25 protein-coding genes and 2 tRNA genes are annotated in these 24141 nt (G+C 51.6%); 19 read left to right on the top strand and 8 right to left on the bottom strand.

The window, feature by feature from the left end; translation table 11 throughout:
- The first annotated feature begins 82 nt into the window (after nt 1–82).
- The 5 genes from ACPXV9_RS04855 (at nt 83) to ACPXV9_RS04835 (ending at nt 3653) form a co-directional block, all read left to right on the top strand.
- Nucleotides 83–787, top strand: coding sequence for an IMPACT family protein (locus ACPXV9_RS04855; RefSeq protein WP_423895698.1), 705 nt, complete (start codon nt 83–85; stop codon nt 785–787).
- Nucleotides 788–791: 4 nt separating this feature from the next.
- Nucleotides 792–1274: an FKBP-type peptidyl-prolyl cis-trans isomerase gene (locus tag ACPXV9_RS04850; protein ID WP_423895081.1), complete on the top strand. Its 483-nt coding sequence runs from the start codon at nt 792–794 to the stop codon at nt 1272–1274.
- A 105-nt stretch (nt 1275–1379) separates the two neighbouring features.
- The gene (locus ACPXV9_RS04845; RefSeq protein ID WP_423895080.1) at nt 1380–1898 is read left to right on the top strand and encodes a YbaN family protein; all 519 of its coding nucleotides are present in this window, start codon (nt 1380–1382) and stop codon (nt 1896–1898) included.
- 55 nt (nt 1899–1953) lie between these two features.
- A complete protein-coding gene (locus tag ACPXV9_RS04840; protein WP_423895078.1) occupies nt 1954–2643 on the top strand; it encodes an SIMPL domain-containing protein in 690 nt (229 codons plus the stop codon).
- 113 nt (nt 2644–2756) lie between these two features.
- Complete coding sequence (locus ACPXV9_RS04835) at nt 2757–3653, top strand: lysophospholipid acyltransferase family protein (protein ID WP_423895076.1); 897 nt, start codon at nt 2757–2759, stop codon at nt 3651–3653.
- 6 nt (nt 3654–3659) lie between these two features.
- Here ACPXV9_RS04835 and ACPXV9_RS04830 read toward each other — a convergent pair whose 3' ends face one another.
- From ACPXV9_RS04830 to ACPXV9_RS04820, 3 genes are all read right to left on the bottom strand, one after another.
- Nucleotides 3660–4421, bottom strand: a complete 762-nt coding sequence (locus ACPXV9_RS04830) for a substrate-binding periplasmic protein (protein ID WP_423895074.1) — start codon at nt 4419–4421, stop codon at nt 3660–3662.
- 104 nt (nt 4422–4525) lie between these two features.
- A complete protein-coding gene (locus ACPXV9_RS04825; protein WP_423895073.1) occupies nt 4526–4846 on the bottom strand; it encodes a 2Fe-2S iron-sulfur cluster-binding protein in 321 nt (106 codons plus the stop codon).
- A 215-nt stretch (nt 4847–5061) separates the two neighbouring features.
- A complete protein-coding gene (locus ACPXV9_RS04820; protein ID WP_423895072.1) occupies nt 5062–5859 on the bottom strand; it encodes a class II aldolase/adducin family protein in 798 nt (265 codons plus the stop codon).
- A gap of 169 nt (nt 5860–6028) precedes the next feature.
- Here ACPXV9_RS04820 and ACPXV9_RS04815 point away from each other — a divergent pair, with 169 nt between their 5' ends.
- The 3 genes from ACPXV9_RS04815 to tadA are packed head-to-tail and all read left to right on the top strand — an operon-like array spanning nt 6029 to nt 7592.
- A complete protein-coding gene (locus ACPXV9_RS04815; protein ID WP_423895071.1) occupies nt 6029–6241 on the top strand; it encodes a DUF1653 domain-containing protein in 213 nt (70 codons plus the stop codon).
- Between the two features lie 27 nt (nt 6242–6268).
- Nucleotides 6269–7090 carry a putative RNA methyltransferase gene (locus ACPXV9_RS04810; RefSeq protein WP_423895069.1) on the top strand — a complete coding sequence of 274 codons (822 nt, stop codon included), beginning with the start codon at nt 6269–6271 and terminating at the stop codon, nt 7088–7090.
- Nucleotides 7083–7592, top strand: a complete 510-nt coding sequence (tadA, locus tag ACPXV9_RS04805) for a tRNA adenosine(34) deaminase TadA (RefSeq protein ID WP_423895067.1) — start codon at nt 7083–7085, stop codon at nt 7590–7592. Before ACPXV9_RS04810 ends, tadA begins: the two co-directional genes overlap by 8 nt.
- Here the strand turns inward: tadA and mltF are convergent.
- Nucleotides 7589–9070, bottom strand: coding sequence for a membrane-bound lytic murein transglycosylase MltF (gene mltF, locus ACPXV9_RS04800; protein WP_423895065.1), 1482 nt, complete (start codon nt 9068–9070; stop codon nt 7589–7591). The genes tadA and mltF overlap by 4 nt on opposite strands.
- Nucleotides 9071–9378: 308 nt before the next feature.
- On the opposite strand from mltF, the gene purL reads away from it, so the two are divergent.
- The 6 genes from purL (at nt 9379) to ACPXV9_RS04770 (ending at nt 16540) form a co-directional block, all read left to right on the top strand.
- Nucleotides 9379–13257: a phosphoribosylformylglycinamidine synthase gene (purL, locus tag ACPXV9_RS04795; RefSeq protein WP_423895063.1), complete on the top strand. Its 3879-nt coding sequence runs from the start codon at nt 9379–9381 to the stop codon at nt 13255–13257.
- A 140-nt stretch (nt 13258–13397) separates the two neighbouring features.
- Complete coding sequence (locus tag ACPXV9_RS04790) at nt 13398–14012, top strand: FKBP-type peptidyl-prolyl cis-trans isomerase (protein WP_423895061.1); 615 nt, start codon at nt 13398–13400, stop codon at nt 14010–14012.
- Nucleotides 14013–14040: 28 nt separating this feature from the next.
- Nucleotides 14041–14580 (top strand): isochorismatase family protein, encoded by a 540-nt coding sequence (locus ACPXV9_RS04785; protein WP_423895060.1) that lies wholly within the window; start codon nt 14041–14043, stop codon nt 14578–14580.
- Between the two features lie 8 nt (nt 14581–14588).
- Nucleotides 14589–15026 carry a gamma-glutamylcyclotransferase family protein gene (locus ACPXV9_RS04780; RefSeq protein ID WP_423895058.1) on the top strand — a complete coding sequence of 146 codons (438 nt, stop codon included), beginning with the start codon at nt 14589–14591 and terminating at the stop codon, nt 15024–15026.
- Between the two features lie 92 nt (nt 15027–15118).
- Complete coding sequence (locus tag ACPXV9_RS04775; protein WP_423895056.1) at nt 15119–16198, top strand: GGDEF domain-containing protein; 1080 nt, start codon at nt 15119–15121, stop codon at nt 16196–16198.
- An 18-nt stretch (nt 16199–16216) separates the two neighbouring features.
- Nucleotides 16217–16540 carry a hypothetical protein gene (locus ACPXV9_RS04770; protein WP_423895055.1) on the top strand — a complete coding sequence of 108 codons (324 nt, stop codon included), beginning with the start codon at nt 16217–16219 and terminating at the stop codon, nt 16538–16540.
- 26 nt (nt 16541–16566) lie between these two features.
- Here ACPXV9_RS04770 and ACPXV9_RS04765 read toward each other — a convergent pair whose 3' ends face one another.
- Nucleotides 16567–17937 (bottom strand): DEAD/DEAH box helicase, encoded by a 1371-nt coding sequence (locus ACPXV9_RS04765; protein ID WP_423895053.1) that lies wholly within the window; start codon nt 17935–17937, stop codon nt 16567–16569.
- Nucleotides 17938–18048: 111 nt separating this feature from the next.
- Between ACPXV9_RS04765 and trxA the strand changes: the two genes are divergently transcribed.
- On the top strand, nt 18049–18933 hold the full coding sequence (trxA, locus tag ACPXV9_RS04760; RefSeq protein WP_423895051.1) for a thioredoxin: 885 nt from the start codon (nt 18049–18051) through the stop codon (nt 18931–18933).
- A gap of 75 nt (nt 18934–19008) precedes the next feature.
- On the opposite strand, the gene ACPXV9_RS04755 is transcribed toward trxA, so the two are convergent.
- From ACPXV9_RS04755 to ACPXV9_RS04745, 3 genes are read right to left on the bottom strand one after another with little or no spacing between them, the layout of a single operon-like run.
- Complete coding sequence (locus ACPXV9_RS04755) at nt 19009–21033, bottom strand: FAD-dependent oxidoreductase (RefSeq protein ID WP_423895050.1); 2025 nt, start codon at nt 21031–21033, stop codon at nt 19009–19011.
- Between the two features lie 51 nt (nt 21034–21084).
- A complete protein-coding gene (locus ACPXV9_RS04750; protein ID WP_423895048.1) occupies nt 21085–21486 on the bottom strand; it encodes a nuclear transport factor 2 family protein in 402 nt (133 codons plus the stop codon).
- Nucleotides 21487–22353 (bottom strand): crotonase/enoyl-CoA hydratase family protein, encoded by an 867-nt coding sequence (locus ACPXV9_RS04745; protein ID WP_423895046.1) that lies wholly within the window; start codon nt 22351–22353, stop codon nt 21487–21489.
- A gap of 118 nt (nt 22354–22471) precedes the next feature.
- On the opposite strand from ACPXV9_RS04745, the gene ACPXV9_RS04740 reads away from it, so the two are divergent.
- The 4 genes from ACPXV9_RS04740 (at nt 22472) to ACPXV9_RS04725 (ending at nt 24005) form a co-directional block, all read left to right on the top strand.
- Entirely contained in the window at nt 22472–23095 is a 624-nt protein-coding gene (locus ACPXV9_RS04740; RefSeq protein ID WP_423895044.1) for a TetR/AcrR family transcriptional regulator, read from the top strand.
- A 106-nt stretch (nt 23096–23201) separates the two neighbouring features.
- Complete coding sequence (locus ACPXV9_RS04735) at nt 23202–23330, top strand: hypothetical protein (RefSeq protein WP_423895043.1); 129 nt, start codon at nt 23202–23204, stop codon at nt 23328–23330.
- Between the two features lie 478 nt (nt 23331–23808).
- Nucleotides 23809–23884: transfer RNA gene (locus tag ACPXV9_RS04730), tRNA-Val, on the top strand.
- 44 nt (nt 23885–23928) lie between these two features.
- Nucleotides 23929–24005: transfer RNA gene (locus ACPXV9_RS04725), tRNA-Asp, on the top strand.
- The last annotated feature ends 136 nt before the right edge of the window (nt 24006–24141 follow it).

Below are 24141 nucleotides of genomic sequence, written 5' to 3'. Positions count from 1 at the left end.
GGATTCTGCCCTCCGGCTATAGGTTTAAAGTTCAGTGGTGATTGAATTTAGAGACCGTAGTTTTTAGAGATGATTGTTCTTGGTGGCAATTGTTTTTAACCGTAGATCGGAAAACGCCGGTACTCAATGGTATGATGCGGCTCCTGTTGAATTGATCCCACCGAGTCTGTCTGTGTCTGCCCCCGTGTCTTATTTCACCCCGGCACAAGCCGTAGAGGTTGAATACGAAATCAAGAAAAGCCGCTTTATTGCCCGGGTAGCAGAGGCTTGTAGCCGAGAGGAGGCGATGGATCTACTGGAGCAAGCCCGTATCGATTATCCCGATGCCCGGCATCATTGCTGGGCCTATCTGGTGGGACCACCTCTGTCACCATCCACCGTGGCCAGCTCTGATGACGGCGAACCATCGGGTACAGCGGGTAAGCCGATCCTGAACGTGCTTGAGCACAAGGGGGTTGGCAACGTGATGTTGGTGGTGATTCGTTATTTTGGTGGAATCAAACTGGGAGCCGGCGGTTTGGTCAGGGCCTACAGTCAGGCGGCACAAATGGCCATGGAGGCACTACCCAAAACACTGTTTGAGCCCAGAATAACCTGTCGCGTAGCCATCGACTTTGCGTTGGAGCAGTCGCTGCGCCATTGGTTGTCAGGGCACAAAGGTGATGTGACAGAGCACGAATATCACGAACAGGTAATTCTAACGCTGGCATTGCCACATGCTCAGTTACCTGAACTGCAAGCGTTTCTGGCGGGCAAAAAAGCCCGTTTTCTGAATGAGGATAATTAACATCATGAACATTGAAAAAGACAAGGTGGTGTCGTTCCACTACACCCTGAATGAGCCCGGTGGCGAGATCTTTGAGAACTCAAAAGATTCGACTCCGGTTCTCTACCTGCACGGCCATGGTTCCATGTTGCCGGGTCTGGAAGAGGCCGTGGCCGGAAAATCAGCCGGTGATTTGGTAGAAGTGACTCTGGCGCCGGAAAAAGCTTATGGTCAGCGCAAGGAAGGCGCCATACAGCGGGTGCCTAAAAAGCACTTGTTGACCAAGGGCAAGCTGGCTCCGGGGATGATTGTCGAAGTCAACACTGAGCATGGTCCGCAGGATGCGATGGTGGTTAAGGTGGGTCTTAAGAATGTCGACATCGACGCCAATCACCCGCTGGCGGGTAAAACTTTGGTGTTTAATATCGAGGTAGTTGAGGTACGCGATGCTACAGCGGAAGAACTGGATCATGGTCACGCCCACGGTGTAGGTGGTCATCAGCACTGATCGGTTGGTCAAACCCGGGGTTTATAAGCACAGCCCATTGATCCGGCTGCAGGCAACCTCATTTTGGCCGATAGCCTGTAATAATCCGTATTTCAGGTGACAATTATGAATGCATCGCAAGGTATTGGTGAGGTGAAGCCGCTCATGGACAATCATCCATGGACTTTGAAAAAGTTGTTACTGATAACGGTTGGCTGGACGTCGATTGTGTTGGGCGTGATCGGTATTTTTTTGCCAATTCTGCCTACTACCCCGTTTATCTTGCTGGCAGCTTGGTGCTTTGCCCGTTCCAGTAAACGCTTTCATCTCTGGCTCTGGAATCACCCCAAACTGGGTCTGATTGTGCAGGCGTGGGAGAGTGGTGAGGGCATACCGCGCAAAGTACGCAATCGCGTGGTCGCCCTGTTGTGGATCAGTATGATTTCCTCTTCGTTGATTATTGGCAAGTGGTACGTGGCTCTGGCTATGATGTTGATCGGGGCCGGTGTCACTACTTATCTGTTTCGGCTGCCCATTATGGTTGAGACACCCGATCATAAATTGGGAAGCCTGCCTGATCCTCTGTTTAGCGATGAATCAACCCAGTCTGATGCCAATACAGAAAAAAGCGAGTCAGGGAATTAAATCTGCTGCGATGGGTCTCAGGGCTGTCATGTTGATCAAAAGGAAAGGGTTTTCTATGAAATATCTTTTGTGTGTTGTTGTTTCTTTATTTGTTGTTACCCATGTCCACGCCGATGAGCGCCAAGTTACCAGTAGTGCCAATGGTGAAGTTATGGCGGTACCGGATATTGCGGTGGTTTCCGGCAGGGTGTCTGTGGAGGCCAAGACGGCCAAGGAGGCAACCCGGCAAGCCCAGAAGCAGTTGGAGCGGGTTATTCAGTTCGTTCGAAGTCTTGATGTCGCCAACGATGATCTCAATGCCGCCAGTGTCCGGGTTCATCCAACCTGGCACTATCCGCGCAATAAACCACGTGAAATTACCGGGTATCAGGCCAGTGCCCCGTTCACAGTAACCCTGAGGGATATGGACCGCCTGGGTGAGCTTTACAGTGGCTTGCCCGATTCGGGAGCCAACAACCTTGATCAAACCCGTTATAAATTCAGTCAGCGGGAGAGTCTTGAGCTGCAGGCAATTGCCAAGGCCACTGAAAAGGCCCGGGCAAGGGCACAGGCTTCGGTTATGGCGCTCGATGAGCAACTCGGTGAAGTGATTAATCTTCAGATCAATACCAACTGGCAACAACCACCGATGTTGATGGGGCAGAGAGCCATGGCGATGGATGCCAAGCTCGAGTCAGCGCCTGAAATCAATGTGGGCAAACATAAAATCAGTGCTTCGGTCACCGCCACTTTTGCTATTGACTGAGTAATACAGTTTTCTGGATTGATAGTCTTCGCCTGCATGACCTTGTTTGAGTACAATGTGCGCCAATCTTCTGGCCGTATTTGGTCTGGTTTAATTGCGGAAATTTTATAGAGATGGATATCAAATCACGTATTGTACTGTCCGTATTGTGGCTCCTTAGTTTTCTGACCCTTGGTGGTGCGCGTCGCTTTGGTGCTTTCATTGGCTGGCTGCTCAGAGTAACCAACAGTCAAACCTATAAAGTTACGCGCAAAAATATTGAACTTTGTTATCCCAGTTTGCCAGAAGTGGAGCGCGAGAAAATCGTCAGGGGCGCTCTGTTTCATGCCGGTTGTACTGCCGCCGAAGCTGGTATTGCCTGGGCGGCATCCGAGCGCCAATTGCAGGCCAACGATAAGTTGATCACCAATGTTATCAATGAAGAGCTGCTGTTTGCCGGCCTTGATAAAGGCAAGGGTGTGTTGCTGTTGATGCCTCATTATGGCAACTGGGAGCTGTTTGCCAGTTATATACCGAGGCGTATTGGTGTGGGTGTGGCAATGTACAAATCGGCGAAGATGCCACTGTTGGATCAGCGCATGCGTGAGTCCAGGGAGCTGTCCGGTTTTAAACTGCTGGCGGCTGGTCGCAAAGGGGTGATCGATTTTATGAAAGCCTACCGTCAGGGGCAGACTTGCATCATCCTTCCTGATCAGCAGGTGTCAGAAAAATCCGGTGTCTGGAGTTCTTTTTTTGGTATCCCGGCAATTACTACAAAGTTTGTTCACTATCTGATCAAGAAAAACCCTGAGGGGGTGGTTTTGGTCACCCATGTCAAACGGATTGAAAGCGGTTTTGAAATTCGCTTTTCAGAGCCTGAAGCGGGCATCTTTGATGACGATTTGCAGGCTTCCACTGATGCCATGAATCAGAGTTTTGAAAAGAAAATCGATGCCGATGGCACCGAGCAATATCAGTGGAGCTACAAGCGCTTCAAGAAAAACCCAGAGAAGCATTATCGCAACCTCTAATCGCGATTAGTTTGTTGGCTCAGGCGGGCTGTTAATAAGCTTCTGGATAGCACTATTGAATAGCTCGTAATCGTCCCTGTACTGTTTGGGAAACAGGAAGTGGCGATCAAAACTGTCGTGGGCAACCGGCAGGACTTTGAACATCCCCGGTCTAAATGTGGTTTCGATCATGTGTTGCAGGGTTTTTTCACTGATGATGGTCGCGTCGGCCCGTTTGGTGGCAATCAGCTTCAGGCTCTGCAACTCTGATGATGTCAGGATGGCTCTCTGCTTTTTGCTTTTTATGTTTTCACTGACACCCCAGAGGTAGTAGCCACGGGGTACGGTAACTGTTCTTGCTATCAGATCATTGGGGTGGTTATAGCTTAAATCGTCGTCATGACGAACCGCCACAACATCCCTATCCTGCATAAAGGCCTCTGTCCAAAGAAAAGTCTTTCTGTCTTTATCTTTAAACCATACCGGGTTAACACCGATCACGGCGCCATCGAGAATATGGGCTTTGAGCCTTTGTTCCAGCCTCCGGCGGGGTAAATACTGTATCTCAATCGGGCGTTGCAGCAGCTCGGACAGGCGCCCAATAAAATCCGGATACAGCCCTTCAACAGTATATTCCGAGGCGGATCCGCTGGTTACAGGGGTTCTTGAGTAATAGGGGGGTTTATCGTGGTAGGTGTAGATGACAAAGGGATCGGGCGCACTGGCTACGGTTTTCTGTGATAAACCGATAACAGCATAAAACACTGCAAACCAGAGGGTTTTGATCATATGGCGTGAGCCCGCTTTTAGTTAAATCCAAACTGCCTTTAGTTTGTACAACAAAAATGTCGATTATAAAAGCGGGCCCGACAGAAATTACTGTGCTGGCAGGCTCAGTACTGGCTTTCGGGAAGATGTACGGTAAAGCCTTCCATGTCAGCAGTGACTTCAATCTGGCAGCTCAGGCGGCTGTTTTCTTTCGGGTCTACCACAGCCGTTAACAGATCTTTTTCTGCGGCATCGGCTTCTGGCACCTTGCTGATAAAGGCATCATCAATATAGCAATGGCAGGTGGCGCAGGCACAAGCGCCGCCACATTCTCCAAGAATGCCATCGATCATGTTGTCTACGGCACCCTGCATAATGTTTTCGCCTACGGCGACATCGGCTTCAAATTTGTTGCCTTGGGCATCAATGTAATTAATCAATGGCATGAAGTAACCTCAAAATACGTTTTGTTTAAACGGCCCGGATTGTGCCGATTAAATGCTCTTTTGTCCAAACCCAAATGGTCAAAATGACTGCCCTATTGGTTAATTGGGCTGGAGCCTGTCTGGATGACTGTTGCGGATCGACTCGCAAGGCGATAACAGCGGTGGTATAAAAAAGCCCGCTATCAAAGCGGGCTCTGCATTGGTTTCTGCCGGTGTTACTCAAACATGTCCGGGGCTTCGGCCACTATTACATCGTACAGTGGCTGGAATTGGAATTGTCCGGCCAGTGGGTTGCCGACGGTTTCGTAGGTTACCTTGGCAACTTCCGGGCGAATAGCAATGGGATTGCCCGCGGCTTCTGCCAACAGTTGGGCCTGACAGCTGCGCTCCATGGTGATATACCACCAGGCTGCGGCTTCCACCGTTTCGCCTACGGTAATTAAGCCATGGTTTTGCAGAATGGCTGCTTTGTTGTCACCCAGAGCATTGGCAATGCGCTCGCCTTCGTTCATTTCCAGTACCACACCACCAAAGTCGTCATAGACCACATGATCTTCGTAGAAGGCGCAGGCATCCTGAGTCAGAGGGTCCAGCTTTCTGCCCAGTGAAGACCAGGCTTTACCGTAGACCGAATGAGCATGGGCCGCGGCAATGATGTCCGGGCGTGCTTTGTGAACGTGGGAGTGAATGGTAAAGGCGGCGCCGTTGAGCAAACCATTGCCTTCCACAACATTGCCATCGTGGTCCACCAGTAGCAGCTGGGACATTTTCATCTGCTTAAAGGAAACGCCCATGGGGTTGACCCAGAAGCAATCCTCTTTGATGGGGTCGCGCACGGTGATGTGGCCAGCGACACCTTCATCAAAACCGAATTTTCCGAACAGTCGGAAAGCTGCGGTCAGGCGTTGTTTGCGATGCAGGCGTTCTTCTTCAGGGGTGCGGCCGGCCGGATTCATTTGAGCCACGGTGTCGTCGCTCTGGTTCATTACAATGTCATTCAGTGCTTCAGTCATGATGTCTCCCACTTGTTGATTTTTATCTGTTGAGCAGGCCTGTCCAAAAGGTCAGCCACAATCAATTCTCGGAATAAATTCTATGAGTTAATGGTAGACTGTCGCAGAGCAAATACGGACAAAATAGCAGTCTGTTAGTTACCTTACGCAGGATTTGAGTGAGCAGTTTATGTCAGTAAAACCGGGCCGTTACCGGCATTACAAAGGCCCTGAATATCAGGTGGTTAATGTGGTCAGACACAGCGAAACGGAAGAGGAGCTGGTAATTTATCAATGCCTCTATGGCGATTACAGCTGGTGGGCCAGACCTTTGGCTATGTTTACCGAGACGGTGGTTGTCGATAGCCAGCAGGTTCCGCGGTTTGCCTATGTCGGCGAGTGACATTCGGTTGAATAGGGGCAACTCCCTATGATTTGGGCTTGTCCGGTATGCAGTGAGCCATTGCTGTTACAACAACGCCAGTTGATCTGCAGTAACAATCATCGTTTCGATCAGGCCAGGCAGGGTTACTTTAATCTGATGCAGGCCAATCGAAAGGGCAGTCGCGATCCCGGTGATACCCGAGAGATGATGCTGGCCAGAAGAGATTTTCTGCGGCAGGGGTTTTACCAGCCTCTGGTGGATTTGCTCAGCCATTGGCTGGCAGAGCATCCTTCTCAGGAGCTCAGTATGCTCGACAGTGGCTGTGGTGAAGGCTATTACCTGCAGCAGTTGAGCCGGAACGCTGGCGACAAGATGATACAGGCCCACGGGCTGGATATTTCCAAGGAGGCCATCAAACTGGCGGCCAGATCGCAGCCCGACAGTCAGTGGGTTGTAGCCAGTAGTTTCCGCTTGCCGGTGAAGAGTGATTCTGTGGATATTCTGTTGCGGGTGTTTGCACCGGGATGTGACCTTGAAGCTCGTCGGGTTTTGCGTGAATCGGGTGAGCTTTGGCGAGTGGCTCCGGCGGATAATCACCTCAGTGAATTAAAACAGCGCCTCTATGATAAGGTTCAGGCTCACACAGAACCACCGGCACCTTCGGGTTTTGAATTATTACAACAAGAGCGGGTTACCATGAATTGTGAGCTGAGTAGCAATGAGTCGGTCCAGCAGTTATTAACCATGACGCCTTTTGTCTGGCAGGCGGCAAAAGCCCGGCAGCAAGCTGTACTCGGACTCAATGAGTTGTCTGTTACAGCGGATTTTTGGGTGCAGCGTTACCGGGTGGCCAGCGACAATGACTGAGCAAACCGATGAGTACTGGATGCAGCAGGCGCTGCGTTGTGCCAAAAAGGCCGAGGCACTGGGCGAAGTCCCGGTAGGTGCGGTGGTGGTTCGCGATAATCAGTTGCTGGCAGAAGGTTGGAATCAGCCGATCACTGCCCATGATCCCACTGCCCATGCCGAAATTATGGCTATCCGCGCGGCCGGCAAGCAGGCTGAAAATTATCGTTTACCGGGTGCCACTCTGTATGTGTCGATAGAACCTTGCACCATGTGCGCCGGTGCTATTGTCCACAGTCGTATCTCCCGGGTGGTGTTTGCTGCGACCGAGCCCAAGGCAGGGGCTGTTATCAGTAATAATCGCGTGTTTGACGGTGAGGAATTGAATCATCGGGTGGCGTATCAGGGGGGCGTTTGTGCCGAAGCCGCCACTGCCATGATTCAGGCGTTTTTCAAGCGCCGCCGCGCCGAGCAAAAAGCGGCCCGAAAGGCTTTGCGCAGTTCTGAAGATGAAAATGGTTAGAGGGTATTTTCTGCATGAATCTCTTCTACGTCGTAGGAGAGTTCCTCTGCGTTGACGCTGCTCGACAGTGAAATTTCCCGGAATTCACTTTTTTCATGCCAGGCCAGAATGCTGTAAAAACTGCGAATGTTTTGTACATATTTCACCGGTTCCCAGCCTCGGGCGTATCCGTGTTTTACGGTGCGGTAGTATTTTCGCTTAGCCAGTAATGGCAGATATTTCATGACATCGGTCCATTTATCGGGGTCGTCCCCGTGGCGCTCGGTCAGTACCCGGGCGTCTTCTAAATGGCCGAAACCGACATTGTAGGCCGCCAGTGAAAACCAGGTGCGATCCGGGTCTTCAATATCTTCGGGAATGCGGTCATAAATGCTCTTGAAGTAGCGGGCGCCCCCTTCAATGCTCTGCTGGGGGTCGACCCGGTCAGTGACGCCAACTTCTTTGGCCGTTACCTTGGTGAGCATCATCAAGCCTCGAACCCCGGTATAGGATCTGGCCTTGGGGTTCCAGTGGGATTCCTGATAACTGATGGCCGCCAGTAGACGCCAGTCAAGGTCGTTTTCCTCGGCGGCCTGTTTCATATAGCTTTCCCAGCGGGGCAGCCGGGTTTGAATCCGGTTTGAAAAAGTCAGGGCGCCAAAGGTATTTACCTCGTTGACGTGGCCGTAATACCACTCTGTGAGCTCTTCAATGGAGCCATTGCCTACCGATTCAATGATAAAGGTGTCCGCCAGATCATAGAGGCTGTCATCGGCCGATTGGGGGAAGGCCCAGGCCAGATACTGGGGTTCGGAAATATCAAAGGCCACCTGCGCCAGAGGGTAAACCGCCCGGTTGATATCAAAGGCGTTGGAGTCGACTATGGCGTGATCAATAATGCCGTTGTGCACCATTTCCATTAAATCGATCATCTCGATGTCCGGACGTTCTTTCCAGGCCAGCTGTGGATGTTCTTTGCGCAAGTCCTGCAGCTTTTCCGCGTGGGCGCTGCCTTTGATAACCAACAGGTTGGTGCCGTACAGATCTTCAACATTTTTGGGCTTTTTGTTGCCTTCGCGGTACAGCAGTTGTTGTGTAATTTCCAGATAGGGTTGGGTAAAGCGAATCAGTTTGCGTCTTTCTCGGGTGACGGTCAGTCCTGCTGCGGCCATATGGCCACGTTCGCTGCCGATGTCTTTTATAACGCGGGAGAGATCTTCTTCTTCGACAATTTTCAGGCGTACACCGAGGCTGTCGGCAAAGGCTTTGGTCAGCCGATATTCAAAACCGTCCAGGCCTTGGGAGCCTTCATAGTAAGTGGTTGGGCCATTGCGGGAGATAACTTTTAATTCGCCTGAATTTTGCACTTTTTCCAGTTGGGTCAGCTTCGATCCCGGTTGTAATATCAACGGGGTGATCACAAACAGGACGATTACGGCCACAAACTGTATAGCCAGATAAGTCGGTGATCGGCTGGTAGAAGTGCTGTTTTCTGCCATGGTGGAGGAAAGGATGCAGACCTTTTTTGACAATGGAGTTTTGATTGTAGCGTCTTCTACCCCTGAGGGTGGAATAAATTTGCCTTGCTCTGATGTCTTAGCCAGACGTTCTTTGTCGCCATCGGGATCATGTTATCAGTGATATTCGCAAGATCTTGCCTCAAGGGCTGCCAGTTGCGCGCTAATCCAGTACAATGTGCGCCTCTTAAAACGGGGCCCGAGTCAGAAGGCTTTGTCCCTGAATTGCCCTATCCGGTTTGGAGTTTTCCCAGCCGGCCCAATCAGAACTGAAAAGGTCTATCTTAACTATGCTGACTTTGCGTGGCGCACCGGCTCTTTCCGAATTCCGTTCCCAGAAACTATTAAGCGCTCTGAAGCAGGCGGACCCTGCCGTTACTTCGGTATACGCTGAATTTGTTCACTTTGTGGACAGCAGTGAATCTCTGGATGAAAAGCAGCTGAATGTACTTGCCCAGTTGTTGCACTATGGCCCAACGGTTGCCGTTCAGCCCACTAATGGCGAGCAATATGTGGTGGTGCCACGTCCTGGAACCATTTCCCCCTGGTCTTCCAAGGCGACTGATATTGTTCACAACGCCGGTCTGAAGATGGTCAATCGGGTTGAGCGCGGAGTGGTGTATTACGTTGCAGGCGGTGATCGCAACGTGATCGCTGCACAATTACACGATCGCATGGTTGAAGCTGTTTTTCCTGAGCTCGAAGATGCAGGGCAATTGTTCCGTCACGAAGAGCCCAAACCACAGACGTCGGTGGATATTCTCGGTGGTGGCCGCAAGGCGCTGGAAGACGCCAATGTAGCTCTGGGGCTGGCACTGGCTGAAGACGAGATTGATTATCTGGTCGACAGCTTTACCGAACTGGGCCGCAATCCGGTGGATGTGGAACTGATGATGTTCGCTCAGGCCAACTCCGAGCATTGTCGGCACAAGATTTTCAACGCCAGCTGGACTCTGGATGGCGAAGAGATGCCCAACTCCCTGTTTGGCATGATCAAAAATACCTATGAGAAGGGCGGTGAAGACGTTCTTTCTGCTTACGCCGATAACGCCTCTGTTATCGCCGGTGCCAAAGCCGGTCGCTTCTACCCGGATCCTGAAACCAAATCCTACGGTTACAACCAGGAAGATATCCATATCCTGATGAAGGTGGAAACCCATAACCATCCGACCGCCATCGCACCATTCCCGGGTGCGGGTACCGGTTCCGGTGGTGAAATTCGCGATGAGGGTGCGGTGGGCAAAGGCTCAAAGCCTAAAGTGGGCCTGACCGGTTTTACCGTGTCCAACCTGCAGATCCCGGGTTATATCCAGCCTTGGGAGCAGGACTACGGTAAACCCAACCGCATCGTTACTGCACGCGACATCATGATTGAAGGCCCTATCGGTGGTGCGGCGTTTAACAACGAATTTGGTCGTCCTAATATTTGCGGTTATTTCCGGACCTTTGAAGAGAATTTTGACGGCGAGCGTCGCGGTTACCACAAACCCATTATGTTGGCCGGTGGTTACGGCAACATCAAAGGCGAACATGTGGATCAGGAAGAGTTTGGTGCAGGCGCCAAACTTGTGGCCCTGGGTGGTCCGGCCATGTTGATTGGGCTGGGTGGCGGTGCTGCGTCCTCCATGACCTCAGGTTCATCCTCTGAAGATCTGGATTTTGCCTCGGTGCAGCGTCAGAACCCTGAGATTGAGCGTCGCTGTCAGGAAGTAATCGACCAGTGCTGGCAATTGGGTGAGCAAAACCCCATTGCCTTTATTCACGATGTCGGTGCCGGTGGTTTCTCCAATGCCTTCCCTGAGCTGGCTAAAGATGGCGGCTGCGGCGCCAACTTCGAGCTGCGCAATATCAACAACGATGAGCCGGGCATGAGCCCCATGGAAATCTGGTGTAACGAGGCCCAGGAACGTTACGTTATGGCGATTATGCCAGACGATCTGGCGCGCTTTGAGGCCATCTGTGAGCGCGAGCGTTGCCCATACGCCGTAGTCGGTGAGTCGGTCAACGAGCAGCACATAGTGCTCAATGATAAGCACTTTGATACCAAACCGGTCGATATGCCCATGTCCGTGCTGTTCGGTAAGCCACCGAAGATGCATCGCACCGCTGAAACCCGCAATTATGAGACTCAAGCGTTTGATACGTCTGGTATCAATATTTACGAGGCCGCCGAACGGGTTATCCAGCACCCAACGGTCGCGAGCAAGAGCTTCCTGATCACCATTGGCGATCGCTCGGTAACCGGTCAGGTGGTGCGTGATCAGTTTGTGGGCCCCTGGCAGGTGCCTGTGGCCGATTGCGCGGTCACCACTCAGGCTTATGACACCTACGCCGGTGAGGCCATGAGTATGGGCGAGCGTACACCGTCAGCGCTGTTGGATGGCCCGGCTTCCGGTCGTATGGCCATCGGTGAAGCCGTAACCAATATTGCTGCCACCCGTATTGAGAAAATGTCCGACATTAAGCTGTCGGCCAACTGGATGTGTGCTGCCGGTTCTCCCGGTGAGGACGAAAAACTTTACCGCACCGTAGAAGCGGTGGGCATGGAGCTGTGTCCCGAGCTGGGCATTACCATCCCGGTGGGTAAAGATTCCATGTCCATGCGCACTGCGTGGAATGAAGACGGTGAAGACAAGGCGGTGACCGCACCTTTGTCACTGGTGATTACTGCCTTTGCACCGGTGACTGACGTTCGCAAAACCGTAACCCCACAGCTGCGTACCGATCTGGGTAATACCGATCTGTTGATGATCGATCTGGGTAATGGCAAGAACCGTTTGGGCGCTTCGATTCTGGCCCAGGTATACAACCAGATGGGCGATGAAGTGGCTGACGTTGACAGTGCTACTGAACTGAAAGGCTTCTTTAACGTTATTCAGGACAGCCTCGAAGCCGATCAGATTATCGCTTACCACGATCGTTCCGATGGCGGTCTGTTTGCCACCGTCGCCGAGATGGCGTTTGCCGGTCACTGTGGTGTGGATATCAATATCGATGAACTGGGCGCAGACCCGGTGGCCGCACTGTTTAATGAAGAATTGGGTGCGGTACTGCAGGTGCGTCGCGACGACACCGATGCGGTTATCAAGCGCTTTGCCAGTGCCGGTATTCGCGCTTCTAAGCTGGGATGGCTGAACACTCACGACAGCATTCGCATTGAATCCATGGGTGAGGTGATCTTTGAAGAAGGTCGTGCCATCTTACAAAGCCTGTGGAGTGAAACCAGTTACCGCATGGCGGCGCTGCGTGACAATGCCGAGTGTGCCAAGGAAGAATTCGATCAAATTACTCAGGTGAATCCTGGCCTGGGTGTCAATCTGAGCTTTGATGTTAACGAAGATGTCGCGGCACCCTACATTAATAAGGGCGCGCGTCCGGCCATTGCCGTGCTGCGCGAGCAGGGCGTTAATGGCCATGTGGAAATGGCCGCGGCCTTTGACCGCGCCGGTTTCGATGCGGTTGATGTGCATATGAGCGATATTCTGGCGGGCCGCGTCAATCTTAATGACACTAAAGGTAGCGCCCGCGGCGGGTTTAAAGGACTGGTCGCCTGTGGCGGCTTCTCCTACGGAGACGTATTGGGTGCCGGCGAGGGCTGGGCCAAGACGGTTCTGTTTAACCCGAAAGTCCGCGACCAGTTCCAGTCGTTCTTCCACCGCAACGACACCTTCAGTCTGGGTGTATGTAACGGCTGCCAGATGATGTCCAACCTGAAAGGATTGATCCCGGGTGCCGATCACTGGCCGCGCTTTGTTCGCAATGAATCCGAGCAGTTTGAAGCTCGCTTCAGCTTGGTAGGCATCGAAGAATCACCGTCAGTATTGTTCAAAGGTATGGCGGGTACTTATATGCCGGTAGCCGTGGCTCATGGTGAGGGTCGGGCGGAATTTGCCTCCGATGAGGCTCTGGATGATTGTCACCACAGCGGTTTGGTATCCATGCGCTATCTGGATAATCACAAGCAGCTGACAGAAACCTATCCGGCCAATCCCAATGGTTCGCCGCTGGGTATCACCAGTGTGACCTCCGAAGATGGTCGCGCCACCATTATGATGCCGCACCCCGAGCGTATCTTCCGCGCCGTGAACAATTCCTGGGCGCCGGATGAGTGGCAGGAAGACAGCGGTTGGATGCGTCTGTTCCGCAATGCCCGAGTGTTTGTGGATTGACAAGGCAACGCCTTGTCATCCTGAGGCGCGAAGCGGCGAAGGATCCCCCGTGTTTTTAAGGCTTTGGCAGAGATCCCTCGGCGCCGTGCTTCTCGGGATGACAGTTAATTATTATCTATCAATATAATTTGGAACTATTTATGTCTAATTTTGATTCTGTAGAACAGCAAGCCAGTTACGGCATCGGCCGTCAGATGGGCGAGCAATTTGCCAACGAACCTTTCGGTGGTTTTGACAAGGACGCCGCTCTGGCCGGTTTTACCGATGCCCTGCAAGGTGTGGCTCCTCAAGTTGAGCCAGCAGCCATCAACGCTGCATTCCAGGAAATTCAGGGTCGTCTGCAAGCCGAGCAGGCTGAGAAAGCCAAGACTCTGAGTGCCGAAGGCGAGAAGTTCCTGGAAGAAAACGCCAAGAAAGACGGAGTGACGGTTCTGGCTTCTGGCCTGCAGTACGAAATCATCACCGAAGGTTCCGGTGAAAAGCCTGTGGCAACTTCCACTGTTCGTACCCACTACCACGGTACCCTGATTGATGGCACGGTGTTCGACAGCTCCTACGACCGTGGTCAACCAGCCGAATTCCCGGTTAACGGTGTGATTGCCGGTTGGACTGAAGCCCTGCAATTGATGCCTGTGGGTTCCAAGTGGCGTCTGACCATTCCCTACAACCTGGCTTACGGTGAGCAGGGTGCTGGTGGTGCGATTGGCCCTTATTCGACGCTGGTTTTTGACGTTGAGCTGTTGGACATTCTGTAATTAAAACAATTCGGACAGGAGTTTTCTTATGCTGAAGATTGATAATACCGCACTGGTCATTGTCGATGTGCAGGGCAAACTTGCCCAGATGATGTCGGATAAGGAAACCCTGTTTGCCAACCTTGAAAGAATGGTCAAGGGGGCTCGGATTCTGGGCCTCCCGATTGTCTGGGCCGAGCAGAATCCCACCAAATTGGGTGCAACCATAACTGAAGTCTCGCAACATCTTGCCGATATCAAACCTGTCAGCAAAATGAGTTTCAGTTGTGCCGGTTGTGAAGACTTCAATCAGGCTCTGCAAGACACCCAATGCAATCAGGTTCTGGTGGTGGGTATTGAGGCGCATATCTGTGTTTATCAAACGGCAACGGGTCTGGTTGATGCGGGTTATGACGTTGAGGTGGTTACCGATGCGGTGTCCTCGCGGTTTGCTCACAATAAAGACGTCGGTCTGAAGAAAATGAAGTCTCGGGGCGTTGCTTTAACCAGTACGGAAATGGCACTGTTTGAATTGATGGAAACAGCAGAGCATCCCGACTTCCGGGCCATTCAACAAGTGGTTAAGTAGAGCCGGTAATGACAACCAACCTGTTTGTTTATGGATTATTGCAACACCCAGAGGTACTGAAACCGTTGATCGGTTACGTGCCAAAGCAATCACCCGCACGACTGTATGGTCATATTCGACGCACCATGGTGCATCCGGATTTTGAACCCTGTGCCGTAGCTGTTGTAGAAGAAGGTAAGTGGATAGACGGCGTGGTCCTGCACGATGTTACCCCACGGGCAACAGCTGAGATGGATGTTTTTGAATGTGTCCCTCAGGGGATTTATCAACGGGTTTCGGTAGTGGCTGAATTGCAGGGTGGTGAGCAACTGGCCAGTGACGTTTACCTGAAAGGACCGTCATTGTTAGCAGATAACTTGGGTGATTACTGGTGTCAGGATCACTTTAATCAGCAGCACATGGAGTATGTGTTGACTGAATTAATTCCAAAGTACGCAAAGTATTAATTTAAATGACCAAACCCGCAGTGTTCGTATCTCTCTATAGCCATTTCTGCTATGTTGGATTCTCTCTCTGCGTAATTTCACCGGATACCTGAATGTTAAACAGGAAGCCCTCTTTCTATTTGATCCTGATGTCGGCCATGACGCTGGTGATCGGTGTGTTTGCGGTATTTCTGATTCACAAAGCAGAAGGTTATTTACAAGACGATGCGCGCATTATTAATCAGGCCGGTTTGATTCGCGGCGGCATTCAGCGCATTACCAAAATCATCATGATCAATCCTGATCTGGTCAGTCAGAGTGAAATGGATAATATCGATGACCGACTGAATTATTTTCTCGATGTTGAAGATCAGTATGTTTACCGCAAGGAAGGGGCGCTGGATTACCGGGGTGTTGGTGAACTCAAATTAAAGTGGCGGCTACTGAAGGAAAGCCTGGAAGATTACAAGCAGGCTCCAACCATGGATAAGCAGCAATTGATCCTTCAGCAAAGTGAAGTGTGCTGGAGTACGGCTGTTGAATTGGTCCACTTGGTACAGAAGCATTCCGAGCATAAGGTAAGAAGCATTCGCCTGACCCTGTACCTGATGTTTTTTGCTGTAGCGACCATCGTGGTGCTGGTGATCGTTATTCTGATTTTTTATGTGACCAGAAAACTGGAGCAGGAAACCATCAGAGATCATCTGACCGGTGCGTACAATCGCCGGATGTACGACACGGTTATGGAAGAGGAGCTGGTGCGGTGTAACCGCTACAATGCCAGTCTGTCTCTGATTCTGATTGACCTGGATCACTTCAAACAGATCAACGATCAATATGGTCATAAAGCCGGTGATCAGGTGTTGATCGATTTCACCAAGTTAATGCAGTCTTCGCGACGCAAGACGGATCATTTTTATCGCCTAGGCGGTGAAGAATTTGCCATTATCTGTTCTGGCGCCGACCTGATTGCCGCTATTGGCCTGGCCGAAAAAATGTGCGGACAGGTGGCTAATAATAAATTTTCCATAGACGGTCAGGTCACTGCCAGTTTTGGTGTTGCTCAATACGTCAATGGTGACAGTGATGATGCCCTGTATCACCAGGCCGATCTGGCGCTTTATCAGGCCAAGCGCAGTGGTCGCAACCGGGTCGAAGTCTATGATCCCAAACTTGATGCTGAAAAACTCTAGGGGCCATGGGGAAGGATTATGCTCAAATGTTTAAGCATTCAAATGCAGCCTGATCTGGATGACAGTCACTCTGAACAGGAGGTGATTGATCGCGTTAAAACACTGGGGAGGTTTCCGGAAGTCGATCTGATTGAAGAGGATCAGCGCTTTGTGAATCTCAACTTTTTCACAGAAGAGTTGCCGGTGTTATGGCGAGAGTTACAACAGGGGTTGTTGCAGGATGACGAACTCGGCGCCTGGGTAAAAAAGGTTTCAATCATCGTCTGTGAAGGGGACAAGAGCTGGGATGATTACCTGCTCCTGTCACACCCGGATGCCAGCGAAAAACTGGACAGTCTTTAATACACCTCTGCTGCTGGCTGACTTGCCTATTTCTTTTTGACGGGGGCCGGGGCAAAACCGTCTCCCCAAATGGAGTTGCCCTTGTTTTCCGATGCAGGACTGCGGCGCTTACCTTTATTCTTCTGATCCCTGTGGCGCTGCTTGGGCGGCTTGGCTTTATCGGCGGGCTTATTGCCCGGTGCAGACTTTTTCTTGAGGGCGGCTTTCTTTTTAACCGGCTTTTTCGTGGGCTTGGCTTTGGCCGGCTTTTTAAATTTGGATTCAAGCCCCGGCAGTTTTCTCAGCTCAAATTCTTCGCCCACTTGTTTTTCGATCATGGTCAACAGATTCCACTCCCAGGGAGCGATCAGGGCAATGGATTTACCCTGCTCGCCAGAGCGGCCAGTTCGACCGGAGCGATGAATGTAGTCTTCGCTGTTGCGGGCCAGTTCAAAGTGAACCACCAGCTCAATGCCTTTGATATCGAGACCCCGGGCCGCCACGTCCGTGGCCACAAGAATATTGACGCGGCCGCGGCGCAGGCGGTTCATTTCATCGTTACGGGCGTCCTGATCCATGTCGCCATGAAGCACGCCTACGTTGTGGTCGAGGTATTTCAACCAGCCGGCCAGCTTGCTGGTTTGAGCCTTGGTGTTGGTGAAAATCAGGGCCTTGTGGAATTCTTCCACTTCCAGAATTTTTTGCAGCTGCTTGCGTTTGAATTTTTCGTCGTCAGCCAGAATTTTTTGCTGCTGGATATTTTCATTCAGCTGTCGTGGCCTTGCCAGGGTAATGGCCTGTGGTTCTTTCAGCAGATCGGTGATCACGTGTGCCGCTTTGCGGTTGTCCAGTGTGGCGGAAAACAGCAGAGTCTGGCGCTCTGGATTACAGGTTTTGGCAATGGTTTCAACGTCTTCGGCAAAGCCCATATCCAGCATGCGATCGGCTTCGTCCAGTACCAGTACTTCAAGATCGGCAAAGTCAGGGGAGCCGCGTTCGATGTGTTCGATCAGGCGTCCGGGGGTGGCGACAATGATTTCCGGGTTTTTGCGAAACACCGAGCGCTGGTATTTGAAATCGGCACCGCCGGTGATGGTGTCCACCTGCAGGCGGCTGAAACTGACCAGTTGTTTGCAGTGTTTGACGATCTGCCGTGCCAATTCTCTAGTCGGGGTAAGGATCAGGGCGCGGGTACCCGCCTTGGGGGCGTCCGTTGACATCAGTTTGTGCAGCGTCGGGATCAGGAAGGCAGCGGTTTTGCCACTGCCGGTCTCGGCGCTGACCAGCAGGTCCTTACCGGCCAGAGCGGGTTCTACCGTTACTTTTTGCACCTCGGTGGGCGTTTTAAAACCATTATGATCCAGTGCTTTCAGCAGTCGCTCGTGCAGTGGGTATTGGGAAAAGGTGGCTTCGCTCACGGTGGTGTCTCGCAGGGCTGATTTAAAAAGGCGGCAAGTTTACCAGTAGTTACCGATAAATGCTTTGTTGCAGTGTAGCTTGTCGCTAGAATAGCCCGCTGATTTATTGCTATGGAGCGGATTAACGTGGATGCCAACACCAGTACGATGACTGTCGTCGATGTAACAATGGAAAATGCCCAGCAGGTGCTGATTGAGGAGTCTCAGCAGCGACCGGTTGTTATCGATTTCTGGGCGGACTGGTGTGAACCTTGTAAAACCCTGATGCCGCTGCTGGAAAAACTGGCCAATGAGTACGCGGGTCAGTTTTTGCTGGCCAAGGTTAATGCCGATGAGCTGCAGGGGTTGGCCGGGCAGTTCGGGGTGCGCAGCCTGCCGACCGTTATGGTGATGAAGGACGGTCAGCCGGTGGATGGTTTTGCCGGCGCCAAGCCTGAAACCGAAATTCGTGAAATGCTGCAAAAGTATTTGCCCGCGCCTTGGCAGGGGTTGATTGATCAGGCCAATCAATTGATGCAAGATGACAATTTCAAGGATGCCTTGACCTTGCTGCGTCAGGCTTACAATGATTCGGGTGAGCAGCCGTCCATTGGCATAGGTCTGGCTCAGGTGTTCTTGCATTTGAATCGCTGCGACGAAGCAGAGGCGATTCTGCAAACGATCCCCATGGCCGATCAGTATGGCGATTATGAGCAAGCCATGGCTCAATTGCAGTTAAAGCGGGAGGCTTCCCAGTCGCCCGAGTTAACGGCTCTGGAAGAAAAGCATCGCGCCAATCCAGACGATCTGGCTGTGGCTCACCAATTGGCCGTGCAATACAGCCAGTGCGATAAAATGGAGCAGTCGTTGGAATTGTTGTTGGCGATTCTGCGCAAGGATTTGAATTTTGAAGAGGGTGGGGCGAAGAAGACCTACACTGAGGTTTTGGCAACCCTGGGTAAGGGCGATCCGCTGGCCATCCGTTATCAGCGAAAGCTGTTTACGTTGTTGTATTAACCGCTGAGTGTTGTCTGCATAAAAAAAGGGCTGCCATGGCAGCCCTTTTTTATTGTGCAAATCTGTTAGCCGGGATCAGATCTCGGCTGCCAGACGGGTACCCTGATCAATGGCGCGCTTGGCGTCCAGCTCGGCTGCAACATCGGCTCCACCAATCAGGTGATGGGGCTTGTTCAGGCCGTCAACCAGTTCTCGCAGCGGCTCCTGACCGGCGCAGAGAATGACGTTATCGACATGAAGAGTGGTGCTCTCGCCGTTAACGGTAATGTGCAGGCCTTCGTCATCGATCTTGTCGTAGCTGCAGCCTGGAATCATTTTGATGCCTTTGTTGATCAGGCCGGTGCGGTGGATCCAACCGGTGGTTTTACCCAGGCCGCCACCAACTTTGGATTGCTTGCGCTGCAGCAGGTAGATTTCACGGGCAGGGGCTTTCACCTGAGCTTCAACGCCTTCGATACCGCCACGGGCTTGCAGGCTCATGTCCACACCCCATTCCTTCATAAAGGCTTCGATATTCTGGCTGGTGGCTTCACCGGAGTGGGCGAGGTATTCGGATACGTCGAAACCAATACCGCCAGCACCGATTACGGCCACACTTTTACCCACGGGTTTCTTATCTTTCAATACATCCAGATAAGACAGAACCTTGTCGTGATCGACGCCTTCAATGTCCGGAGTACGAGGGCTGATACCAGTCGCAATGACGATTTCATCAAAGTCACTGGCGTTCAGTTGTTCTGCGGTCATTGGGCTGTTGAGCTCCAGCTTTACGCCGGTGCGATCGATTTCACCACCGAAGTAGCGCAGGGTCTCATAGAATTCTTCTTTGCCCGGCACCTGTTTGGCGATATTGAACTGACCACCGATTTCACTGGCGGCATCAAACAAAGTGACCTCGTGACCACGCTTGGCAGCCGAGGTGGCAAAGGCCAGACCTGCAGGACCTGCACCGATCACCGCCAGTTTTTTACTGTTGCTGGTGGGGATCAGGTTCAGCTCAGTTTCGTGACAGGCGCGAGGGTTCACCAGGCAGCTGGTCATGATGCCGCTGAATACATGATCCAGACAGGCCTGGTTACAGCCGATGCAGGTATTGATCTCATCGCTCTTGCCTTCGGCAGCTTTATTAACAAACTCGGGATCAGCCAGGAAAGGGCGGGCCATGGATACCATGTCGGCGTCGCCACGCTGCAGAACTTCTTCGGCCACTTCGGGGGTGTTGATGCGGTTGGAGGTTACCAGCGGGATGCTCAATTCTTCTTTGAAGCGCGCGGTAACCCAGGTAAAGGCGGCGCGTGGCACTTTGGTGGCGATGGTCGGAATACGAGCTTCGTGCCAGCCAATGCCGGTGTTGATGATGGTGGCGCCGGCTTTATCAATGGCTTTACCCAGTTGTACGATTTCTTCGTAGGTGCTGCCGCCTTCAACCAGATCCAGCATGGACAGGCGGTAGATAATAATGAAGTTTTCGCCGACGGCTTCACGGACGCGACGAACCACTTCTACAGGTAAGCGCATGCGGTTTTCATAGGTGCCACCCCAGTCATCGTCTCGCTTGTTGGTACGTTGAGCCAGAAACTGGTTGAGGAAGTAACCTTCGGAACCCATGATCTCTACGCCATCATAGTTGGCTTTCTGGGCCAGAACACAGATGTTTACAAAGTCGACAATCTGCTGCTCGATTTCTTCTTCGGTGGCTGCTGACGGCTTGAACGGGTTGATGGGGGCCTGCACGGCAGAAGGGGCGATGGGGTTTTCGTTGAACGCGTAGCGGCCGGTGTGCAGAATCTGCATACAGATCTTGCCGCCTTCTTTGTGAACGGCGTCGGTAATGACCTTATGTTCTTCAGCGTGTTCATCGGTATTGAACTTGGTCAGGTGCTCGTGGGTGCCACCGCGGGCGTTGGGGCCGAAGCCACCGGTCACGATCAAGCCCACACCACCGCGGGCGCGTTCGCCAAAAAAGGCGGCCATACGCTCGGCGCCATTGGGGGCTTCTTCAAGACCGGTGTGCATGGAGCCCATAAGGACGCGGTTGCGCAGGGTGGTGAAGCCCAGATCCAGGGGCTCCATCATTTTAGGAAAATTGGCGTTGGACATGATCTGTCTCCTGATAGCTTTTTTTGTATCTTTAATAGTTATTAATTGGTCTTAGCTTTTGGGTAAAAAGCCGGCTTTTTGTAATTCGGCAGTCATCTTTTCAAAGATTAGCTGCAGGGTGTTTAAGGGGCGAATCAATACCTCAAAGTGCACGATCTTGCCTTCATCGTTGAGACGAATCAGGTCGATACCTTTAAGGTTGTTGCCTTCGACTTTTGCCGAGAATTCAAGGGCCACACTATCGCCATCCTGGAATTCACGGTGGTATTCAAAATCTTCAAAAATCTGAATGATCATTTGCAAAATGTAATGGGCGATCTCTTTACCCTGCTTGGGCTTCCATAGGGTAGGTGAGTGGAATTCCACGTCATCGGCCAGTAGTTCAGAGAGGGTTTCCATATCCCGCTCGAAAACCACTTTGTGCCATTGTTCCAGAAATGTTGGAGTGTCCATTTATTTCTCCTTGCTGGAGGTAAACAGGGTTTCCAGTTCCACCACAGGTGGAATCTCCTGGAAGTTGGGTGCACGCTTTTCTGCCTTGGCGGCAAAACTCTCAAACATATCGTTCTGGGGCTGGTACATACCGCTCTGCCAGGTGGCCATATAACTGAGGCTGTCAGCCACACTGTGATCGCGACTGTAATTGAGCATAGCTTTGCAACCGGTAATCGCCATGGGCGAGTTAGTTGCAATCTGCTGGGCCACGCCCATGACGTAATCCAGCATGGCTTCCTGAGTATCGAATACCTTGTTAACCAGACCGGCTTCCAGTGCTTCGTCGGCCATAAAACGGCGGCCGGTGAAGGCCAGTTCACGCACAATACCCTGTGGGATCAATTTCGGCAGGCGTTGCAGGGTGCCCACGTCGGCAGTCATACCCAGCTTGCTCTCTTCAATAGAGAAGAAGGCGTCTTTGGTGCAGTAGCGGCTGTCGGCGGCACAAATCATATCCAGACCGGCGCCAATGCAACCGCCCTGAGTGGCCACCAGAACCGGTACGCGGGATTCTTCCAGTTCGTTAAAACATTGTTGCAGCTGCAAAACCAGACGGCGCAGATTTTCATGTTTGCGGGCCAGTTCAAAATCCACATCAATGACACCGCTGGTGAAAACCGCTAAATCCATCCCTGCGCAAAAATGTTTACCAGTAGAGGACAGGACAATGACCCTTGCCTGTGCTTCGTCACTGATGGTTTTCACGGCCTTCGGGAGTTCGACCCATAGCGCCGGGGTGAAGGTGTTGTATGTGTCCGGCTGGTTCAGGCGAATATGAGCGATTTTGTTCTCTATGGTGACTTCCAGAGATTGGTAATCCGTCATGTTGATCGAGCTCCCGTTGCTTTCCATTTTGAGTTTAACTAGACAGTGTCAAGTTTGTTGGATCCGAATCTAACCTTGTATTTTGACGGTGTCAAGATGGTCTGATAAATTGCCAATCATGAATATAGAAAACAACAAAACCAAAAAAAGCTCCTATCATCACGGTGACCTGCGCCAGCAACTGCTGAATGAAGCGGTTCTGTTGATTCGCGAGGAGGGGCTGGCTGGATTATCAATGCGCAAGCTTGCGATCAATGCCGGGGTGTCCAGAACGGCGGCCTATCATCACTTCAAAGATAAGGATGATTTGTTGAGCGCCATAGCCGCGGAGGGATTTGAGCGCTTTCAAAAGTTGCACCGCGATGCCGTAGACAGGGGGTTGGATCTGGCTTCACGCGAAGGGGCCATGGAGTTCAATCGAGCCTATGTGAAATTCGCCACCGAGAACCCTGAATACTACGATCTGATGTTTGGTGGACAGATCTGGAAGTCAGCCAGTTTGACCGAGTCATTAAAGAAGGTGTCGTTTGCGACCTTCAGGGATTCGGTGGTTATGGTTAAAGAGTTACAGGACAGAGGGGCTATTCGCAGTGATTTGGATCCGTTGCGATTTGCTCAGGTGCGTTGGAGTACCATGCATGGGATGAGCCGCTTGATGATCGACGGGATCTATATTGACTCTTCGGCGGTGGACGCCATGTGTGAAACCGCTGTGGATATGATGCTGGCTTACATTCATTAAATATTAAGAAATCGAGAGCAGTCGTTATCTTGATTGAGATCAATACCCTTTTTATTGCTGAGGGTAATCTAACCCCATATAGAATTATGCAAACGGGGTATTAAAAATGTATATCGATCAGTACGTTATTTCCGGTCTTATCATTATTGCTGCAACCTGTGCTGCAACCGGAGCCATCGCCTATTACGGTTGGAAGCACATCAAGCAGGATATGAAAGAGCACCCAGGAGAGTAAGTTATTATTCTCTGCCTTTAAAGATTTCACATCGCATTGGCCCTAAGTCGAAAGACCTAGGGCCTTTTTTATGCCCAGGGATGGGCTGTATCCTGGAAATGCAGGAGCAATTTTCAGGATTGGTGGGGTTAAGACTAAGTAAATTTTGGGGCACTAGACATACTGGGCAGATTTTTGCTCCTGTAAAATCTGCATGCACTACATTCATGTAGATATCGGCGTCCTGCAGAATAGCACCTGAATAAGAGTTTACCCTGATCGTTTCAGTTCCTAATTTGTCACGCTCCCATCGATGTCCGGAGCAGGGCCTCTTATGCATTGCAATTTAACGCTAATACTTCTTAATTTACGTTACTAAACAACCAGTTAGGCCGGTTTTTCAGCGTATTGCCACGCTTAAATACAGTTTTTCAGATTTATGAAGAAATGTGTTGACGCTAAAAAATTTATCATTAATATACGCATCCACTGACAGCGCGGGTGGTTAGCTCAGCTGGGAGAGCATCGCCCTTACAAGGCGAGGGTCGGGGGTTCGATCCCCTCACCACCCACCAATTTTCTAAGCGTGATATAGAAATTTGGCTGTGCGTCAGAATGCGGACCGGTAGTTCAGTTGGTTAGAATACCGGCCTGTCACGCCGGGGGTCGCGGGTTCGAGTCCCGTCCGGTCCGCCACTATTTCAAAAGGCTGCTCGTTGAGCGGCCTTTTTTATTCGGGTCACTGGCCTGATTACAATGTGTTCCGATTGCAAAAAAACGGACCGGTAGTTCAGTTGGTTAGAATACCGGCCTGTCACGCCGGGGGTCGCGG

This window comes from Candidatus Pelagadaptatus aseana (assembly GCF_040362265.1).
Taxonomy (GTDB): domain Bacteria; phylum Pseudomonadota; class Gammaproteobacteria; order Pseudomonadales; family Cellvibrionaceae; genus Pelagadaptatus; species Pelagadaptatus aseana.
This window is presented reverse-complemented; position numbering and strand designations above follow the sequence as displayed.

What these genes read in the sequence shown, in the direction of transcription:
- ACPXV9_RS04820 (WP_423895072.1), bottom strand. Translation starts at nt 5,859, where the DNA reads ATGACTGAAGCACTGAATGACATTGTAATGAACCAGAGCGACGACACC.
- ACPXV9_RS04750 (WP_423895048.1), bottom strand. Translation starts at nt 21,486, where the DNA reads ATGGACACTCCAACATTTCTGGAACAATGGCACAAAGTGGTTTTCGAG.
- ACPXV9_RS04830 (WP_423895074.1), bottom strand. Translation starts at nt 4,421, where the DNA reads ATGATCAAAACCCTCTGGTTTGCAGTGTTTTATGCTGTTATCGGTTTA.
- ACPXV9_RS04840 (WP_423895078.1), top strand. Translation starts at nt 1,954, where the DNA reads ATGAAATATCTTTTGTGTGTTGTTGTTTCTTTATTTGTTGTTACCCAT.
- ACPXV9_RS04770 (WP_423895055.1), top strand. Translation starts at nt 16,217, where the DNA reads ATGCTCAAATGTTTAAGCATTCAAATGCAGCCTGATCTGGATGACAGT.
- purL (WP_423895063.1), top strand. Translation starts at nt 9,379, where the DNA reads ATGCTGACTTTGCGTGGCGCACCGGCTCTTTCCGAATTCCGTTCCCAG.
- ACPXV9_RS04815 (WP_423895071.1), top strand. Translation starts at nt 6,029, where the DNA reads ATGTCAGTAAAACCGGGCCGTTACCGGCATTACAAAGGCCCTGAATAT.
- ACPXV9_RS04825 (WP_423895073.1), bottom strand. Translation starts at nt 4,846, where the DNA reads ATGCCATTGATTAATTACATTGATGCCCAAGGCAACAAATTTGAAGCC.
- ACPXV9_RS04835 (WP_423895076.1), top strand. Translation starts at nt 2,757, where the DNA reads ATGGATATCAAATCACGTATTGTACTGTCCGTATTGTGGCTCCTTAGT.
- ACPXV9_RS04780 (WP_423895058.1), top strand. Translation starts at nt 14,589, where the DNA reads ATGACAACCAACCTGTTTGTTTATGGATTATTGCAACACCCAGAGGTA.
- ACPXV9_RS04740 (WP_423895044.1), top strand. Translation starts at nt 22,472, where the DNA reads ATGAATATAGAAAACAACAAAACCAAAAAAAGCTCCTATCATCACGGT.
- ACPXV9_RS04745 (WP_423895046.1), bottom strand. Translation starts at nt 22,353, where the DNA reads ATGACGGATTACCAATCTCTGGAAGTCACCATAGAGAACAAAATCGCT.
- tadA (WP_423895067.1), top strand. Translation starts at nt 7,083, where the DNA reads ATGACTGAGCAAACCGATGAGTACTGGATGCAGCAGGCGCTGCGTTGT.
- ACPXV9_RS04810 (WP_423895069.1), top strand. Translation starts at nt 6,269, where the DNA reads ATGATTTGGGCTTGTCCGGTATGCAGTGAGCCATTGCTGTTACAACAA.
- ACPXV9_RS04845 (WP_423895080.1), top strand. Translation starts at nt 1,380, where the DNA reads ATGAATGCATCGCAAGGTATTGGTGAGGTGAAGCCGCTCATGGACAAT.
- trxA (WP_423895051.1), top strand. Translation starts at nt 18,049, where the DNA reads ATGGAGCGGATTAACGTGGATGCCAACACCAGTACGATGACTGTCGTC.
- ACPXV9_RS04735 (WP_423895043.1), top strand. Translation starts at nt 23,202, where the DNA reads ATGTATATCGATCAGTACGTTATTTCCGGTCTTATCATTATTGCTGCA.
- ACPXV9_RS04755 (WP_423895050.1), bottom strand. Translation starts at nt 21,033, where the DNA reads ATGTCCAACGCCAATTTTCCTAAAATGATGGAGCCCCTGGATCTGGGC.
- ACPXV9_RS04775 (WP_423895056.1), top strand. Translation starts at nt 15,119, where the DNA reads ATGTTAAACAGGAAGCCCTCTTTCTATTTGATCCTGATGTCGGCCATG.
- mltF (WP_423895065.1), bottom strand. Translation starts at nt 9,070, where the DNA reads ATGGCAGAAAACAGCACTTCTACCAGCCGATCACCGACTTATCTGGCT.
- ACPXV9_RS04785 (WP_423895060.1), top strand. Translation starts at nt 14,041, where the DNA reads ATGCTGAAGATTGATAATACCGCACTGGTCATTGTCGATGTGCAGGGC.
- ACPXV9_RS04850 (WP_423895081.1), top strand. Translation starts at nt 792, where the DNA reads ATGAACATTGAAAAAGACAAGGTGGTGTCGTTCCACTACACCCTGAAT.
- ACPXV9_RS04790 (WP_423895061.1), top strand. Translation starts at nt 13,398, where the DNA reads ATGTCTAATTTTGATTCTGTAGAACAGCAAGCCAGTTACGGCATCGGC.